Source organism: Pseudomonas citrullilanati (assembly GCF_030580855.1).
Classification (GTDB): domain Bacteria; phylum Pseudomonadota; class Gammaproteobacteria; order Pseudomonadales; family Pseudomonadaceae; genus Aquipseudomonas; species Aquipseudomonas citrulli.
In genome coordinates this window covers 1-17,076 of record NZ_JAUQOP010000052.1, presented here as the reverse complement: position 1 = coordinate 17,076, position 17,076 = coordinate 1, and the positions used below count along the sequence as shown (strand labels likewise).

Annotated in this window: 15 protein-coding genes; 5 read left to right on the top strand and 10 right to left on the bottom strand. The window is 62.0% G+C overall.

Features of this window, described 5'->3' with window-relative positions:
• Position 1 precedes the first annotated feature (1 nt).
• Entirely contained in the window at positions 2 to 1,237 is a 1,236-nt protein-coding gene (locus Q6A48_RS23395) for a 3-methyl-2-oxobutanoate dehydrogenase (2-methylpropanoyl-transferring) subunit alpha (protein WP_304556767.1), read from the bottom strand.
• 192 nt (positions 1,238 to 1,429) lie between these two features.
• Here Q6A48_RS23395 and bkdR point away from each other — a divergent pair, with 192 nt between their 5' ends.
• Positions 1,430 to 1,918: a Bkd operon transcriptional regulator BkdR gene (gene bkdR, locus Q6A48_RS23390; RefSeq protein ID WP_003202929.1), complete on the top strand. Its 489-nt coding sequence runs from the start codon at positions 1,430 to 1,432 to the stop codon at positions 1,916 to 1,918.
• Positions 1,919 to 2,354: 436 nt separating this feature from the next.
• Here bkdR and Q6A48_RS23385 read toward each other — a convergent pair whose 3' ends face one another.
• Positions 2,355 to 3,218, bottom strand: a complete 864-nt coding sequence (locus Q6A48_RS23385; RefSeq protein ID WP_304556764.1) for an MBL fold metallo-hydrolase — start codon at positions 3,216 to 3,218, stop codon at positions 2,355 to 2,357.
• A gap of 138 nt (positions 3,219 to 3,356) precedes the next feature.
• Here Q6A48_RS23385 and Q6A48_RS23380 point away from each other — a divergent pair, with 138 nt between their 5' ends.
• Entirely contained in the window at positions 3,357 to 4,157 is an 801-nt protein-coding gene (locus Q6A48_RS23380) for a sulfite exporter TauE/SafE family protein (RefSeq protein WP_304556763.1), read from the top strand.
• Between the two features lie 199 nt (positions 4,158 to 4,356).
• On the opposite strand, the gene Q6A48_RS23375 is transcribed toward Q6A48_RS23380, so the two are convergent.
• The 7 genes from Q6A48_RS23375 to Q6A48_RS23345 form a co-directional block, all read right to left on the bottom strand.
• Positions 4,357 to 5,223 carry an aldose 1-epimerase gene (locus Q6A48_RS23375; RefSeq protein ID WP_304556762.1) on the bottom strand — a complete coding sequence of 289 codons (867 nt, stop codon included), beginning with the start codon at positions 5,221 to 5,223 and terminating at the stop codon, positions 4,357 to 4,359.
• 89 nt (positions 5,224 to 5,312) lie between these two features.
• Positions 5,313 to 6,593: a TRAP transporter large permease gene (locus tag Q6A48_RS23370; RefSeq protein ID WP_304556760.1), complete on the bottom strand. Its 1,281-nt coding sequence runs from the start codon at positions 6,591 to 6,593 to the stop codon at positions 5,313 to 5,315.
• Positions 6,593 to 7,120 carry a TRAP transporter small permease gene (locus tag Q6A48_RS23365; protein ID WP_304556758.1) on the bottom strand — a complete coding sequence of 176 codons (528 nt, stop codon included), beginning with the start codon at positions 7,118 to 7,120 and terminating at the stop codon, positions 6,593 to 6,595. The genes Q6A48_RS23370 and Q6A48_RS23365 overlap by 1 nt, the downstream gene beginning before the upstream one ends.
• A gap of 76 nt (positions 7,121 to 7,196) precedes the next feature.
• Positions 7,197 to 8,165, bottom strand: a complete 969-nt coding sequence (locus Q6A48_RS23360; protein ID WP_304556757.1) for a TRAP transporter substrate-binding protein — start codon at positions 8,163 to 8,165, stop codon at positions 7,197 to 7,199.
• Positions 8,166 to 8,222: 57 nt separating this feature from the next.
• On the bottom strand, positions 8,223 to 9,128 hold the full coding sequence (locus tag Q6A48_RS23355; protein ID WP_304556755.1) for an SMP-30/gluconolactonase/LRE family protein: 906 nt from the start codon (positions 9,126 to 9,128) through the stop codon (positions 8,223 to 8,225).
• A gap of 41 nt (positions 9,129 to 9,169) precedes the next feature.
• Complete coding sequence (locus tag Q6A48_RS23350; RefSeq protein WP_304556754.1) at positions 9,170 to 9,991, bottom strand: NAD-dependent epimerase/dehydratase family protein; 822 nt, start codon at positions 9,989 to 9,991, stop codon at positions 9,170 to 9,172.
• Positions 9,992 to 10,599: 608 nt separating this feature from the next.
• Complete coding sequence (locus Q6A48_RS23345) at positions 10,600 to 11,850, bottom strand: OprD family porin (protein ID WP_304556784.1); 1,251 nt, start codon at positions 11,848 to 11,850, stop codon at positions 10,600 to 10,602.
• 816 nt (positions 11,851 to 12,666) lie between these two features.
• Between Q6A48_RS23345 and Q6A48_RS23340 the strand changes: the two genes are divergently transcribed.
• Entirely contained in the window at positions 12,667 to 12,942 is a 276-nt protein-coding gene (locus tag Q6A48_RS23340; protein ID WP_304556753.1) for a DUF6124 family protein, read from the top strand.
• Positions 12,943 to 13,162: 220 nt separating this feature from the next.
• Here Q6A48_RS23340 and Q6A48_RS23335 read toward each other — a convergent pair whose 3' ends face one another.
• Positions 13,163 to 14,239: an RHS repeat-associated core domain-containing protein gene (locus tag Q6A48_RS23335; protein WP_304556752.1), complete on the bottom strand. Its 1,077-nt coding sequence runs from the start codon at positions 14,237 to 14,239 to the stop codon at positions 13,163 to 13,165.
• A 172-nt stretch (positions 14,240 to 14,411) separates the two neighbouring features.
• Here Q6A48_RS23335 and Q6A48_RS23330 point away from each other — a divergent pair, with 172 nt between their 5' ends.
• Positions 14,412 to 15,896, top strand: coding sequence for a PAS domain S-box protein (locus Q6A48_RS23330; protein ID WP_304556751.1), 1,485 nt, complete (start codon positions 14,412 to 14,414; stop codon positions 15,894 to 15,896).
• 235 nt (positions 15,897 to 16,131) lie between these two features.
• Entirely contained in the window at positions 16,132 to 16,380 is a 249-nt protein-coding gene (locus Q6A48_RS23325) for a DUF1652 domain-containing protein (protein WP_304556750.1), read from the top strand.
• Positions 16,381 to 17,076 lie beyond the last annotated feature (696 nt).

The following is a 17,076-nucleotide window of genomic DNA, read 5'->3' as shown; positions in this document are numbered from 1 at the left end:
GTCAGATCCCCAACTGCTGACGCTGGCGCTTCAAGTGCTCCGGCATCTCTTTGTAGACGTCTTCGAACATGGTCGCGGCGCTCGGCACCTGGCCGCCGGCCAGGGTGCCGTACTGCTCGGCTTCCTTCTGGGCCGCGATGATCTGCGCTTCCAGCTCGGCGGTGACGGCGGCGTGTTCCTCTTCCGACCAGGCGCCCACGCGGATCATGTGCTGCTTGAGGCGGGCAATCGGGTCGCCCAGCGGGAAGTGGCTCCAGTCGTCGGCCGGGCGGTATTTGGACGGGTCGTCGGAGGTGGAGTGGGGGCCGGCGCGGTAGGTGACCCATTCGATCAGCGCCGGGCCGAGGTTGCGGCGGGCGCGTTCGGCGGCCCAGCGCGAGGCGGCGTAGACCGCCATGAAATCGTTGCCATCGACCCGCAGCGAGGCGATGCCACAGCCGACGCCGCGTCCGGCGAAGGTCGTGGCTTCACCGCCGGCAATGGCCTGGAAGGTGGAGATCGCCCACTGGTTGTTGACCACGTTGAGGATCACCGGTGCGCGGTAGACGTGGGCGAAGGTCAGGGCGGTGTGGAAGTCCGATTCGGCGGTGGCGCCGTCACCGATCCAGGCCGAGGCGATCTTGGTATCGCCCTTGATCGCCGAGGCCATGCCCCAGCCCACGCCCTGGATGAATTGGGTGGCGAGGTTGCCGGAAATGGTGAAGAAGCCGGCGTCCTTGACCGAGTACATGATCGGCAGTTGCCGGCCCTTGAGCGGGTCGCGCTCGTTGGACAGCAGTTGGCAGATCAGGTCCACCAGCGGCACGTCGCGGGCCATCAGGATGCTCTGCTGGCGGTAGGTGGGGAAGCACATGTCGTCGATGTTCAACGCCAGGGCCTGGGCGCTGCCGATGGCTTCCTCGCCGAGGCTCTGCATGTAGAACGACATTTTCTTCTGCCGCTGGGCGACCACCATGCGGTTGTCGTAGATGCGCGTCTTGAGCATGGCGCGCATGCCTCTGCGCAGGATGTCGACGGGGATGTCCTCGGCCCATTCGCCCAAGGCGTTGCCCTGGTCGTCGAGTACGCGGATCAGGCTCCGGGCCAGGTCGATGGTGTCGGCTGGCTCCACGTCGATGGGCGGCTTGCGCACCGTGCCGGCGTCGCTCAGATGCAGGTAGGAGAAGTCGGTCTTGCAGCCGGGACGGCCCGAGGGTTCGGGAACGTGCAGGCGTAGCGGTTCGTACGCTGGGTTCATGGCTTTCTACGCTCGATCTTGTGAATTTCTTGTAGTGGGCGCGCTAGCTGACGAATTTCCCCGGGTACGGGAAATTGTCCTACAACAATCATAGGCTCGACGAGGAAGAATATTTTTCTCTGTTGGCTTGCTGTTCAGGTCATTTGCAGATAAAAAATCTGCACAACGATAAAAAACAGGATTATTTGTCTCATGCGTAAATTGGATCGCACTGACATCGGGATTCTGAACAGCCTTCAGGAAAACGCCCGCATCACCAACGCCGACCTCGCACGCTCGGTCAATCTTTCACCGACGCCGTGCTTCAACCGGGTCAGGGCCATGGAAGAACTGGGGGTGATCCGCGAGCAGGTCACGCTGCTGGACGCCGACCTGCTGGGCCTGCACGTGAACGTGTTCATCCACGTCAGCCTGGAGAAACAGGTGGAAGAGGCGTTGCAGCACTTCGAGGAAGCGATCTCCGACCGGCCGGAAGTGATGGAGTGCTACCTGATGGCCGGCGATCCGGACTACCTGATCCGCGTGCTGGTGCCCACCATCCAGTCCCTGGAGCGGTTCATGATGGACTTCCTGACCAAGGTCCCGGGCGTGGCGAACATCCGCTCCAGCTTCGCCCTCAAGCAGGTGCGCTACAAGACGGCACTGCCGCTGCCGGCCAACGGCCTGACCCTGGGCACCTGAATCTAGAAGCTTCCACCCCATCCAGCACAGAGGCCAGCAGGCCCACCGCCATCGCGAGCAAGCTCGCTCCCACAGGGATCAGCGTTGAACGCAGAGCTGGGCAACACCAAAAATCCCATTGTGGGAGCGGGCTTGCCCGCGAAGGGGCCCTCCATCCAGCACAGGGGCCAGCAGGCCCGCCGCCATCGCGAGCAAGCTCGCTCCCACAGGGATCAGCGTTGAACGCAGAGCTGGGCAACACCAAAAATCCCATTGTGGGAGCGGGCTTGCCCGCGAAGGCGCCCTCCATCCAGCACAGGGGCCAGCAGGCCCTCCGCCATCGCGAGCAAGCTCGCTCCTACAGGGATCAGCGTTGAACGCAATACTTGGCAGCAGCACGAATCCCCCTGTGGGAGCGAGCTTGCTCGCGATGGGGCCATCACCTTCAACATCAATGCTAGAGCTGGTTGATCGGAATCTTCAGGTAGGCCACGCCGTTTTCCTCGGCCGGCGGCAGGTTGCCTGCGCGCACGTTCACCTGGATCGCCGGCAGCAACAGCGTGGGCATGCCCAGCGTGCCGTCGCGTTGGGTGCGCATGGCGACGAAGGTGGCTTCGTCGATGCCGTCGTGGACATGGATGTTGTGCCGGCGCTGCTCACCCACGGTGCTCATGCACTGGGGCTGGCGATGTTCCGGCGGGTAGTCGTGGCACACATAGAGCCGCACGCCGGCGGGGAAGGCCAGCAGCTTGCGGATAGAGGCATAGAGCTGGTGGGCGTTGCCACCGGGGAAGTCGCAACGCGCGGTGCCCACGTCGGGCATGAACAGCGTGTCGCCCACCAGGATCACGTCGCCATCGATCAGGTAGGCCATGTCCGCCGGGGTATGACCGGGCACGTGCAACGCGGTGGCCTTGAGGTTGCCGATGGAAAAAGACTCGTCGGCGGCGAACAGATGATCGAACTGTGAGCCATCCACCGCAAATTGCGGTTCGAGGTTGAACAGCGCCTTGAAGACGTTCTGGACCTGGTTGATCGACTGGCCGATGGCGATCTTGCCGCCCAGTTCCCGACGCAGGTAGGGCGCCGCGGACAGGTGATCGGCGTGGGCGTGGGTTTCCAGCAGCCATTGCACGCTCAACCGCTGTTCACGCACGAAGGCGATGACGCGATCGGCCTGGACGGTGGCGCTGCGTCCCGACGCCGGGTCGTAGTCCAGCACTGGGTCGACCACCGCGCATTGCCCGCCGGGGTGCTCGTAGACGACGTAGGTGTAGGTCTTGGAGGCGGGGTCGAGAAAACTCTGGATCTGCGCGGGCATGACAGCGGACCTGTGGCGGAAGAACCGGTTGCAACGCTTGAGGTTTACAACATAAGGTCCGCAGCTTAAGTGAGGGCCATGGCGTCCTGCAAATGCGATCGCACCTGCCAACAGGTGTGCGCGGCGTGAGAGAGACTTATGTTACTGGCCAGTTTTTTCGGCGTTGCCATGGGCCTGGTCCTGGGCTTGACCGGGGCGGGGGGCGGCATCCTCGCGGTGCCTGCGTTGGTGTTGGGCCTGGGCTTGACCATGACCCAGGCCGCGCCCGTGGCATTGTTCGCCGTGGGCAGTGCAGCGGCGGTGGGCGCCATCGATGGCTTGCGCCATGGCCTGGTGCGCTACCGCGCGGCGTTGCTGATCGCCTTGCTGGGCGCGGTGTTTTCGCCGCTGGGCATCTTCCTGGCCCATCAGCTCTCGGAAAAGATCCTGATGATCCTGTTCAGCTTGTTGATGGGGCTGGTGGCGGCGCGCATGTTGCGCCGGGAAACCCCGCAGCCGGGGCCGAGCGACCACGGCGCGGCCAGTTGGGGGCAGAAGAACTGCATGCTCGACCGCCAGACCGGACGCCTGGCCTGGACCCCGCGTTGCACCGCCACCCTGGCGACGCTCGGCGCGGTGACGGGGGTGGTGTCCGGCCTGCTGGGCGTGGGCGGCGGCTTCCTGATCGTGCCGGCGTTCAAGCAACTGACCGACGTGCAGATGCGCGGCATCGTCGCCACCTCGCTGATGGTCATCAGCCTGATTTCGCTGATCGGTGTGGTCGGGGCGTTTCATGCCGGGGTGCGCATCGACCGGGTGGGCGCGGTGTTCATCGTCGCCAGCGTCGTCGGCATGGTTGTGGGCCGGCGCCTGGCGGCCCGTGTCCCGGCCCGGGTGTTGCAGGTGGGGTTCGCCGGGGTGTGCCTGGGGGTGGCGGTGTACATGCTGGTGCGGGCGTGAGGACCCGAACAGGCTTCTGTGGCGAGGGGATTTAGCGAAACGTCGCACCGCCCCGCTGGCCTGCGAAGCAGGCCCATACGGGTCGTGATCCAGGCGTCTGCTTCGCAGCCGAGCGGGGCGGTGCGACGTATCGCTAAATCCGTTCGCCACAGGCATCTGCGTGATCCACAGAGTCCGCCTCCCACCAGGCATGCGCTGCTTAGAGCAACCGACACCGCAGCGAAAACCCCATCCCCACCGATTGCCCTTGCTCCAGCAAGCGTAACCCCGGCCGTCCCGGCAGGTGGTGGGCGTTGACCGGGTGGCTGACCGGTTCGATGCAAAAGAACGCCAGGTCCACCGGGCAGTACAGCAGGAAGTAATCGCTGCCGCTGGCCCGGCATTCCAGTTCGTAGCCCAGGTCCGGCTGCTGGATCAAGCAGTGCCCGTCCCAGCCGCCGAAGCCATTGTCCACCAGGCCATCGGGCAGCGACCGGGGCTGTTGGAAATTCCAGTGGGCCGGCACGTCGATGCGTTCAGTGGGCATCTTCGTGTCGTCGCACAGCCACACGTCGCCGGCAGGGGCTTGCAGGCGGGTGCCGGCGGTGCGCGGAAAGTACGGGTGCAGCCCCAGGCCATGCCACGCGGCCTGTTCGGCCAGGTGGGTGACGTGCAGGGCGATTTGCAATTGGCCGCCGTCCAAGCGAATTCGCAGGCTGGCGCAGTAGGCGAACGGGTATTGGCTGTCGAGTTGCAGCAACGCTTCCCGGGCGCTGTGTTCGGTCACTTGCCAGGGTTGTTGCCAGGCGCTGCCATGGATCGGGAACGGTTCGTTGGGGCTGTTGGCCTCCAGGGCCAGCCAGCCGCCTGGGCAGTCGAAGCCGCCATGGGCGATCCGGTTCGACCAGGGGATCAACGGGAAGCCGCCGAGCTTGCCCGGCAGGCCGTTCTCCAGCGCTTGCGGCGCGGGCGGGCGTAGCAGGGGAGCGCCGGTGCTGCGCACGGTCCATTCAACGAGGCTGGCGCCCAGGTGCGGGGCGAGGGTGAGGCGGGTCAGCTCGTCTTCGAGATGCAATAGATCGGTCATGTTGGCCTGTCTGAAGGTTGGATACCGATGTGGCGAGGGAGCTTGCTCCCTCGCCACCCATGCCACATAGGCTCGCGGATAACGGTTGGCTACAACACCAAGTGCGGCAGCCACAGCGAAATGGCGGGGATGTAGGTGACGGCCATCAGGAACAGGAACAACACGGCGTAGAACGGCAGCAGCGCCTTGACAGTGCTTTCGATGCTGACCTTGCCAATGGCGGAGCCGACGAACAACACCGCGCCCACCGGTGGCGTGATCAGCCCGATACCCAGGTTCACCAGCATGATCATGCCGAACTGCACCGGGTCGACACCAATGCCCATGATCACCGGCATCAGGATCGGCGTCAGGATCAGGATCAGCGGGGCCATGTCCATCACGGTGCCCAACAGCAGCAACATCACGTTGATGCACATCAGGATGACGTAGCGGTTATCCGACAGCGTCAGGAATGCGGTGGTGATCTTCGCCGGGATTTCCATCAGCGTCATGATGTAGCCGAAGCTGGCGGCGAAGCCGATCAGGATCATCACGATGGAGATGGTGCGTACCGTACGGTGCATCAGTTTCGGCAACTCGCTCCATTTGTAGTCGCGATAGATGCACATGGTCACGAAGAAAGCCCACACCACGGCGATGGCCGCCGATTCGGTGGCCGTGAAGACGCCCGAAAGAATGCCGCCCAGGATGATGAACAGGGTCATCATGCCCCACATGGCTTCCTTGCAGATCTTCAGTGCTTGCTTGAGGGGAATCACTTCGCCCTTGGGGTAGTTGCGCTTTTTCGCGAAGACCAGGCACAGCGCCATCAGGCAAAGGTTCATCATGATGCCAGGGACGATGCCGGCCATGAACAGCGAACCGATCGAGACGGTACCGCCAGCCGCGAGCGAGTACAGCACCGCGTTATGGCTTGGCGGCGTCAGCAGGGCTTGCACCGAACCGCTCACGGTGACGGCGGTGGCGAACTCACGCGGGTAGCCGCGCCGCTCCATTTCCGGGATCAGCACCGAGCCGACCGAGGCGGTGTCGGCCACCGAGGAGCCGGAGATTGCGCCAAAAAAACTTGAGGCGACGAGGTTGACCAATGACAGGCCACCGCGCACGAAGCCTACCAACACACTGGCGAAGGCCACCAGCCGGCGGGACATGCCACCCTCGGCCATGATTGCACCGGCCAGGACGAAGAACGGAATGGCCAGCAGCGAGAACTTGTTCACGCCACCTGTTATCTGAATCATCATGGCCTGGAACGGAATATCGATCCACCACGCCCCGATCAGGGCGGCGGCGCCCAGCGCATAGGCGACCGGCATGCCGATCAGGATCAACAACAAAAAGCTGCCCAGCAGAATCAGAGCGTCCATTACGCGGCACCTTCGTTTTCTTCAACCAGGTCGAACTGCACGACGCGGCGCTGGCTTTGGTCACCCAGCAAGAGTTTTTCCAGGACAAAAATCAGGGTCAGGAAACCACCGATCGGGATCGGCATGTAGGTGATGCCTACGCGCAGGGTGGGGATGGCGCTCATGAATTGATTCCAGGTGGTCATGCACAGCTTGGTGCCCCAGATGGTCATGAAGATGCAGACGGCCGCCATCAACAACTGGGTGAACACCGATGCCAGGGTTTGCAGATGAGGCGGCATGCGGCTGGTGACCATGTCCACGGCCATGTGCGAGCCGGAGCGGTAACTGGCGGCGGCGCCGATGAAGGTGAACACGATCATCAGCAGGATCGAGGTGGGTTCCGGCCAGCTTGAGCCGGTGCCGAGTACGTAGCGGGCGAACACGCCCCAGGGAATCATCAAGGCAACGGCGAGGACGGACAGGCCGGCCACCCAGATGCACGTCATGTAAATCGTGTCGTTGATACGCAGCAGTAGATTCTTCATCGGGTTCCACCGTAACCGGGCGCGCCTCGAACATCAGGCGCGCCGGGCCTTCTTCAGGGATACAGAGCGGGAGGCGTTACTGGACGGCTTCGATACGCTTGATCAGGTCGGCATAAGGCGCGCCGTACTTGGCGCGGATCGCGGCGGTGGCGTCGTAGAAGGGCTTCTTGTCCACGGTGATGAACTCGACGCCGGCGGCCTTGAGTTTTTCCTCGCTGGCGGCGGACTTCTGGTCCCACAACACGCGCTCTTCGGCCTGGGCGGCCTTGGCGGCTTTCTTCACCAGGGCCTGCTGCTCTGGGGTGAGCTTGTTCCAGGTGATTTTCGACATCACGATCGGCTCCGGCAGGATCAGGTGACCGGTCAGGCTGTAGTACTTGGCGTTCTGGTAGTGGTTGTGCTCGAGCATGGTCGGCGGGTTGTTTTCCGCGCCGTCGATCACGCCGGTCTGCAAGGCACTGAAGATCTCGCCGGTGTCCATGGCGATACCGTTGCCGCCCATGGCGTTGATGGTCTCGATGAACATCGGGTTGCCCTGCACGCGAATCTTCATGCCCTTGAGGTCTTCGAGCTTGCGCACCGGCTTCTTGGTGTAGAGGTTGCGCGTGCCGCCGTCCATCCAGGCCAGGGCCACCAGGCCGAATTCAGAGTTGGTGATCCGGTCGAGGATCGCGTCGCCGACTTCACCGTCGATGACGGCACGCATGTGGGCCTGGTCGCGGAAGATGAATGGCATGTTGAAGACGTTCACGTCCGGCACCACCGGGCCGACGATGCCCAGGCTGACCCGGGACATCTGGATCGCGCCGGCTTGCATCTGCTCGATGACTTCTTTTTCGGAGCCCAGCACGCCGCCAGGGAAGTATTTGAACTTCAGTTCACCGTTGCTCTCCTTCTCCAGGGTCTTGCCCATGGATTCTTCGGCGACCACGGTCGGGTAGCCCTTGGGGTGGATGTCGGCGATCTTGATGTCGAGGGCTTGCGCCGCCTGGGCCAGGAAGGCCAGGGGGAGTGCTGCGATCAGAAGCGTGCGTTTGAAATTCATGGTCAATCTCCAGTCTTGTTTTTTTTATGGGCTCATCCAGTGAAGCGGCACTGCGGTTCAGCTCGCGGAGTGGTGGGTTCCTCCGAATACGGGTTCAGCCAGGCCCTTGACGCCGGCGTCGAGGGCGAACACGCCACCGGCCAGGGATTGCGGATCGGTGTCGTCGCCGGGGCGGATCGAGGTGACGAACAAGGTCTCCAGGCGGCTGCCGCCAAAGGCGCACATGGTGGGTTTCTTCACCGGCACGGCCAGCGAACGGTCCAGTCGGCCATCCGGGGTAAAGCGGTGGATCAGGCCGGCATCGTTGGCGCAGATCCAGTAGCAACCGTCGGCATCCACCGCCGCGCCGTCCGGGCGCCCGGGCAACGGCTGCATGTCGACGAACAGGCGGCGGTTGGAAGGCTTGCCGCTGTCGATGTCGTAGTCGAAGGCCCAGATCTGCTGGACCAACGGGTGCGAGTCCGAGAGGTACATAGTGCGGCCATCCGGGCTGAACCCGAGGCCGTTGGGCACGATGAAACCGCTCAACTGCGCCTCGACCGGGCTGCGCTGCCCGGCCTCGTAGCGGTACATCCGGCCCTGCTCGGCGTTGGCGCCCATGTTCAGCACCATGCTGCCGGCCCAGAAACGGCCCTGGCGGTCGCAGCGACCATCGTTCAGGCGCATGTCGGCGCGGCTGTGCTCGACGCTGGCGCACAGTTCGCTGTCCAGGCTGCCGTCGTCGTGGGGATACAGGCGGAAGAGCCCGCTCTCCATGCCGGCTACCCAGCCACCGTCCCGGTGACGCGCCAGGCAGGCGAGCATTTCAGGCGCATGCCAGGCCTTGAGCAGGCCGGTCCCGGCGTTCCAGCACTGCAGGCCGCCGCTGGGGATGTCCACCCAGTACAGGGCGTTTTCCTCGGGGACCCACACCGGGCTCTCCCCGACGGCGTTGCGTGCATCGACAATCAATTCGGCTTGCATGGTGCTTCCCTTGTGCGTTCGTGTCCCATGGAACAGGTCAATCAATCGTCGAACGGACCGGCCGCGACAAAGGCCCCGCCCTGGTAGACCATGGCCGGGTCATCGGCGGCCGGCATGGGTTGCGCCTCGATCTTGGCGCGGAAGATTTCGGAGCTGTCCTTGGGCTGGTAGCCCAGGTGCGCGGCGTGGCTGTTGTCCCACCAGACGTCGCGGTTGGCGGACACGCCGTAGACCACGGTGTGGCCGACCTCGGGGGTGTAGAGCGAGCATTCGATCAGTTGGGTCAGGTCGTCGAAGCTCAGCCAGGTGCTCATCATCCGGCGGTTCTGCGGTTCGCTGAACGACGAGCCGATGCGGATGCTGACGGTTTCGATGCCGTAGCGATCGAAGTAGAAACTGGCGACGTCCTCGCCGTAGGATTTCGACAGGCCGTAGTAGCCGTCCGGGCGACGAGGGGAGAGGGCGTCGAGGGCTTCGTCCTGCTTGTAGAAACCGATCACGTGGTTGGAACTGGCGAAGATCACTCGCTTGACCCCGTGCTTGCGGGCCGCTTCGTAGATATGGAAAACGCCGCTGATGTTGGCCCCGAGGATCTCTTCGAACGGCCGCTCGACCGAAACCCCGCCAAAATGCAGGATCGCGTCGACGCCCTCCACCAATTGATGCACGGCCTGTTTGTCGGACAGGTCGCAGAGCACCACCTCCTCGCTTTCGTCGATGGCCGGGGCCATGGCGGCGATGTCGGACAGGCGGATGTGGCGGGCAAAAGGCTTGAGGCGCTCGCGCAGGACCTTGCCCAGGCCGCCGGCGGCACCGGTCAGCAGCAGGCGATTGAGGGGTTGGCGAATCGGTGTCGTAGTCATGGCGTTACCTGAGCAAACAATGAGTGGTATCCGGTGTATCGGTCATATGACCGCTGGTAAATCTTGACCTTCCCGGGTGGGAGCAGGCTCGCTCCCACGCTGGGTCTTCGGTGAACCCAAATCCTGTACCCGCCCCAATTCCCTCTGTGGGAGCGGGCCTGCCCGCGAAAGCGGTGGTTCTGCTGGCGACGATGCTGAATGTACCGCCGCCTTCGCGAGCAAGCTCGCTCCCACATTGGGTCTCCCGTGAACACACATCTTGTACTCGGCTCAATTCCCCCTGTGGGAGCGGGCCTGCCCGCGAAAGCGGTGGTTCTGCTGGCGACGATGCTGAATGTGCCGCCGCCTTCGCGGGCAAGCCCGCTCCCACATTGGGTCTCCCGTGAACACACATCTTGTATCCGGCCCAATTCCCCCTGTGGGAGCGGGCTTGCCCGCGAAAGCGATGGATCTGCTGGCGGAGATGCTGAATGTGCCGCCGCCATCGCGAGCAAGCTCGCTCCCACATTGGGTCTTCGGTGAACCCAAATCCTGGACCCGGCCCAATTCCCCCTGTGGGAGCGAGCCTGCTCGCGAAGACGGTGTCACAGCCTCCATCCCTGTTGGCTTTACAACAAACTGATCGGGTAGCTGATGAAAATGCGGTTCTCATCGAACTCGTTGGTGCTGAAATCCCGACGCATCGTCGAGTTGCGCCATTTCACGTTCAGGCTCTTCAGCGCGCCGCTCTGCACGGTGTAGGCCAGTTCGGTTTCGCGGCCCCATTCCTTGCCGTCGTCGACCGTGGCGGTGTGCACGTTGTCGCCGCTGATGTAGCGGTTCATCAAGGTCAGGCCCGGCACGCCGACGGCGGCGAAGTTGAAGTCGTGGCGCAGTTGCCAGGATTTTTCCTTGGCATTGTCGTAGCTGGAGTTGTAGCTGTCGTTGGCCAGGGTGCCGCCGCTGGTGCCGTTGACGCGCATCCAGGCATCGTCGCCGCCGACTTTCTGCAGGCCGACGTAGAAGGTGTTGCCACCGTACTTGGCCGAGAGCATGGCGAACGCGGTCTTGTTGTCCAGGTCGCCGGCCAGGGCGCTGCCGTCTTCCTTGCCGATGAAGTAGCCCAGGTTGGCGCCCAGGGTCCAGTCGCCGATGGGCTGGCTGTGGGTCAGGTTGAAATAGTGTTGCTGGTAGATGTCGGACAGTTCCGCGTACCACACGCCGACCTGGGTGCGCTTTTCATTGAAGGCGTATTCGCCGCCGCCGAAGTTGAAGCGGTCGGAGGTGAACGCACTGCGGCCGTTCATCGACATGTCTTCCATGCTCGCGTCGTTGCGCGGGCTGTTGCCACGGAACTGGCCGCCATAGAGGCTCAGGCCATTGATCTCGGTGGACGTGACCTGGCCGCCGCGGAAGGTTTGCGGCAGGGAACGGCCGTCGTCGGAGCGCAGGATCGGCAGCACCGGCATCCATTCGCCGACCTTCAGCTCGGTCTTCGACACCTTGGCCTTGAGCGCTACGCCCAGGCGACCGAAGTCATCGGCCGGGCGGCCATCGTCGTGCACCGGCAGCAACTGCGTCCCGGCGGTGCCTTTGCCGCCATCGAGCTTGACCGAATACAGGCCCAGAACGTCCACGCCGAACCCGACCATGCCCTGGGTGAACCCGGACTTGGCGTCGAGGATGAAGTTCTGGGTCCATTCCTCGGCCTTGCCCTGGGCGTTGTTGGGGTTGGTGAAGTTGCGGTTGAAATAGGCGTTGCGCAGGTTCAGGGTGGCCTTGGCGTCGTCGACGAAGCCCTCGGCGCCGGCAGTGGTGGGCAAGAAGGCGGCCAGGCCGCTGCAACCTAGCAGGATCAGGGAAGGGCTGGCGTTAAACAGGGTATGGCGGGCTGGACGGCGGTCGGGCGAAAAACGGACACGTGTGCTCACTATGACGGCTCCCTACTTTTTTGTTGTTTTTATTTGTCATACGTCGTCGTACAACATGGCGGAGATTATTGGTCGGCGTGGCGCGTTGTCAACTGGCCATGATCGGAATTATCCAATTGCGGGTTATGGCAAAAACCGCTGGGTCAATGGTTGCAGCGAGGAAGGGTGCAGAAGCAGGCGTCCGGGCCTAGGGTTTCAAGGGCGCTGGAAGGCGGGGAGGTCATGCGATGACTGGTCTAAGACATTAGTCGAATGCGCACACCACAGGACGGTGAAGTCCCCTGTGGCGAGGGAGCTTGCTCCCGCTGGGCTGCGCAGCAGCCCCAAATGGGCTGACGCGGTTTTTCAAGCAAACCGTATCAGCCGGTATACGACTGCTTGTGCAGCCGAGCGGGAGCAAGGGGTGTGTTTATTTAGTGGGATGTGTTTAACCCATTGTAGGAGTGGTCTGGATCAGGCTACGTGTTCTTGCGCCGTTGCCTACAACTGCGCCAGAATCCGCCGGCTTGTGCGCCTGTGGGCAGGGGTCTTATCGTTTCAGGGTCGCTGATTGAATCAGTGATCGGGTTTGGTAGCCCGTTTTTCTGGCGCACGTGCAACCTGATGCAGGGGATTGTTACATCTCCTGTTTTATGGTGGTCATGCGCAGGGCGTCCTCGGATGCGCCGGGTTGCCAGGTAACCGGTCTACCAACCTTCGTATGGCCACCACCCCTCGTTTGGTAGCGAGCGTGATGGCTCCAATTATCTAATCTGGAGCTTCACCATGTTCAAAGTAACCCCCAATCCACCGGACATTGATTCAACGGGCAAACCCGCTGTCGATCCGGGGCAACTGTTCACCATCGTGAAAGATGTCGACACCGAAACCCTGCTCGCCAACCTCAGCGAAACCCTGGCCTCGGCCAACGCCATGGTCTGTGACCTGGCTTTCGACCTGGAAGGCTCGAGGCGCCACGTCGCCCTGGGCATCCAGCAACTGATCGAGCTGGGCGGATTGCTGGCAAGCCGCGCGCTGGACAACAGCGAGCCACGGCGATGATCTAGCGCATTTGCGCGTTTGGACAGGAGATGTGTTAAACCCTGTGGCGAGGGAGTTTGCTCCCGCTGGGCTGCGCAGCAGCCCCAAATGGGCTGGCGCGGTTTTTCAGGCAAACCGTATCAGCCGGTTTTACGTCTGCTGCGCAGACGAGCGGGAGCAAGCTCCCTCGCCACAATGGCCTGATGTAAGCGCGGAGTTGGCGTTGCGGACCCTGGCCGGGTTATCGGGTCCCTGCAGGATCGCGTATTTGGCGGGATGAGTTCATCACGTGGTCATTTGGAGTTCCCTGAGTCAGCCATCTCCAATGTTCTAAATTTGCCAAGGCATTGCGCTTGACCCTCTGTCTTTTTCTTGTGACGTCCGAGGCAAGGGCGTCCAACGACGATTTTTCAATGTGCGGATTTTTTTTAGCCTCCTCGAGGCGGACTAAAGCATCATCGTGCAATTTATGCCATTTGGGATCAGCGTCTATGAATGTATTACGATTCCGTTCTACATAATCATCCCATTCGAGTGCTTGTTTTTTTAACTGCCCTATAGATTTGCGCCCGATGCTCTGCTTTTTCGTCGGTGCGCTTGTCCCTCGATGGAGCTTTTTATGTGATCTTTCTGGGACTAAGCGTGCCGCTTTACTGAATGTTGGACCCTGATGGGTTCGGGAAGCCGTTCGGGAAATAGCTTTGGATGAAAGGTCTAGTGCTTGCATTTCCCATGGTTTATGTAGCGGTTGTTGCTGTACAAAGTTCCAGGGGGTGATGATAGAGAAAATCCGAACGTTCCCACTCGGATCACGCCAATTAACCGGATCCCCCCCACAATACGCATAAGCATTAATCCCCCCCTCTCCAAACGGACTCAACTCATCCGGACTATTAAACCGCATCAACACCGGATTGAACGCCCGATTGCCCTGGCCCAATAAATAATGCCCGGTTATCCCATCAGGCAGCTCGCCATTGAAACCGAGCAACCCACTCAAGCCGCTGTCGCCGGAGCGATGGCCGTAGGCGGTGTAGGCCAGCTGCTGCGAGGTTGTGTCCGCCAATGCCTTGAGCGGCGAATGAGCGTGATCCGTTGCCAACAGCGTCGTTTCGGTGACGTTGTCCACACAGGTTCGTTGTGCCAGCGGCTGGGCCTCGTGGCGCAGGATCGACCGTTGCGCCTGGCCCTCGATTTCGGTTACCAACTCGTCTTGTTGGTAGAAACGTTGGGTGCCGGCGCTTTCCAAAGGGCGCAAGCCTGTCAGGCGGTCCAGCGGGTCGTACTGGTAGCGGCACAATATCTTTGTCTGCGACATGATTGGGCTCTTCCCAAAGAAATCACCGTGTCAGGCTGGGGTATTTGCTGGAGGATGTCTACCTAGCAGAACTGCTAGTCCGTGGGCAGGCTTGCGGCAATTGCCACAGGGGAACGTGTCATCGCTGGCAGCGGTCGTAATCTCCATGCGTTTGCAACCACAGGGAGACCCAATGAACCAAGACGTCCCCAATACCGATACCAATCGCCGTCAGTTGCTGCAGATCATCGCCGGGTTGTCCGACGGGGTAATGTTGATCGAAGTCGACCAGACGATCGCCTGGGCCAACGCCGCCGCATTGACCATGCACGGGGTCTCGGACCTCCGTGAGTTGGGTGGCAATGCCAAGGGCTACGCCGAGCGTTTCGGCTTGCGTTATCGCAACAACCATCCGTTGCCCGAAGAGAACTATCCTATCGCCCGGGTCGCCCGTGGCGATGAGTTCAGCGACGTGATGGTGGAGGTCACGCCCAAGGCCGATCCGGATCGCACCTGGGTCCATCGGATCCGCAGCATGGTGCTGACGGATCGGGCCGGTGAGCCGGAGTACCTGGTGCTGATTCTCAGCGACGCCACCGAGTGGGCCAGCGCTGAACAACGCTTCGAAAAAACCTTTGGCGCCAACCCGGCGCCCGCGGTGATCTGTCGCCTCAGCGATTTGCGCTATATCAAGGTCAACCAGGGGTTCCTGGAGATGACCGGCTATAGTCGCGACCAGGTGATTGGTCGTTCGGTGTATGAGCTGGACGTGCTCGAAGCCGCGGAACGGCGTGACCTGGCCGTCGAGCGCCTGGGGCAGGGCGCGACCATTCCGCAGATGCAAGCCGAATTGAGGTTGCCCGACGGTGGCAGCAAGCAGGTGATCGTCGCCGGCCAGCCGCTGGACCTTCAGGACGAAGACTGCATGCTGTTTTCCTTCATGGACATGGAGCCGCGTCGCAAGGCCGAGACTGCCTTGCGCCAGAGCGAAGAGCGCTTCGCCAAGTCGTTCAAGCTCAGCCCCGTGCCTACCCTGGTGTGCAGCGCCGAACTGCAATTGCTGGAGATCAACGAAGCGTTTCTCCAGACCTCCGGTTATGCCAGCGAAGAGCTGTTGGGCAAGACCGTGGAGGAAATCGGCTTTCTCGACAAGGACGCCAGTGCGGCGCTGTTCGCCAAGCTGGAAAAGGCCGCCGCGGTGTCACGGATCGACGTCAAGGTCCGGAAGAAGGGCGGCGAATTGATCGACTGCGAGGTGGCTGCCGACACGGTGCTGATCCAGGACAAGCCTTGCTACTTATTGGTGCTGATGAACATCACCGAGCGCAAGCGTTCGGAGCTGGAGTTGGTGGCCGCCATTGAAGAGGTGATGAAGGACGCTTCGTGGTTCAGTCGCACGCTGATTGAAAAACTGGCCAATGTGAAGAGTATCAATGCACCGGTGCCCAGTGGTTCATTCACCGAGCTGACCGCCCGGGAGCGCGATGTACTGGGGTTGATCTGCCAAGGCCTGGCCGACAAGGAAATCGCCGCCCGCCTGAAGCTGGCCCCCAATACCGTGCGCAATCACGTGGCGACGCTGTATTCGAAGCTGGACGTCCACAGCCGCAGCGAAGCCATCGTCTGGGCGCGGGAGCGTGGGTTGTTCGCGAATGAATGGCGCATGAAGGCACCATGATAGCCAGTGCAAATGCACCGGTTTCGATGGTGCAAATTCGGGTTCTGCAGGGACGCAGGCTTGCTTACGCTGTCGGGGTGCGACGTCGCCTGATGTCGCGTCCCCCACGAAACAGTCTAGGAATACGCCACCATGAACAAGCAACGCCAGTGTGAAATCGACAGGACGTCCATGTGCAACTTGAGGTCGGTGTTGTCTGCCGTGCATTCACGCCCGCAGGCCTGAGGTGCAGCGCATGACCCACCTGGCGCCCCTGCGTGCCCGCCTGGAAGACAGCTTCGCGCCGCTTGCGTGTGAATGCAGCCTCAACGGCGATGGAACCCTGACCGTACGCCTCTACCACGTCGACAGCGGCGAGGTGGACCTGGTCGTGAGCGGCATGAGCGTCGACAGCATTCGCTCCGAAGAGGGTGTCGCCAAGCTGATCGACGAACTGCGATACGAGCTGCAAAACACCCCGTTGCATCGTATCGACCCTGCCTGAAACCTCCTTTAGCCAATCGAGCCCGATGTGGAAGCGGGCCTGCTCGCGATAGCGGCCTGGCTGACCCGATGACGCTGAATGTGCCGTCGCCATTCGCGAGCAGGCTCGCTCCCACAATTGATCGCGGTGATTTCAAGTCCAGAGCCCACCCCCAATCCCCTGTGGGAGCGAGCTTGCTCGCGATAGCGGCCTGGCTGAGCCGATCATGCTGAATGTGCCGGCGTTATCGCGGGCAAGCCCGCTCCCACAATAGATCTCGGTGATTTCAAGTCCAGAGCCCACCCCCAATCCCCTGTGGGAGCGAGCCTGCTCGCGATAGCGGCCTGGCTGAGCCGATGATGCTGAATGTGCCGGCGTCATTCGCGGGCAAGCCCGCTCCCACAATAGATCTCGGTGATTTCAAGTCCAGAGCCCACCCCCAATCCTCTGTGGGAGCGAGCTTGCTCGCGATAGCGGCCTGGCTGAGCCGATGATGTTGAATGTGCCGTCGCCATTCGCGAGCAGGCTCGCTTGTGTCTTAAGACAGGATAAAGTCAAAGGTGAGAGGGGTGGACAGCAAGCTGACGGGTCGCGGTGCCCTAAGCACGTGTGGGAGCCAAGCTGCTGTCCACTCTTCCCGCTTTGGCTCAAAGCTCGAACAGTTGACTGAGTTTCCGCCCTCGAACAACAAGCATGAGCCAGGCCAAAGCGCCTCTC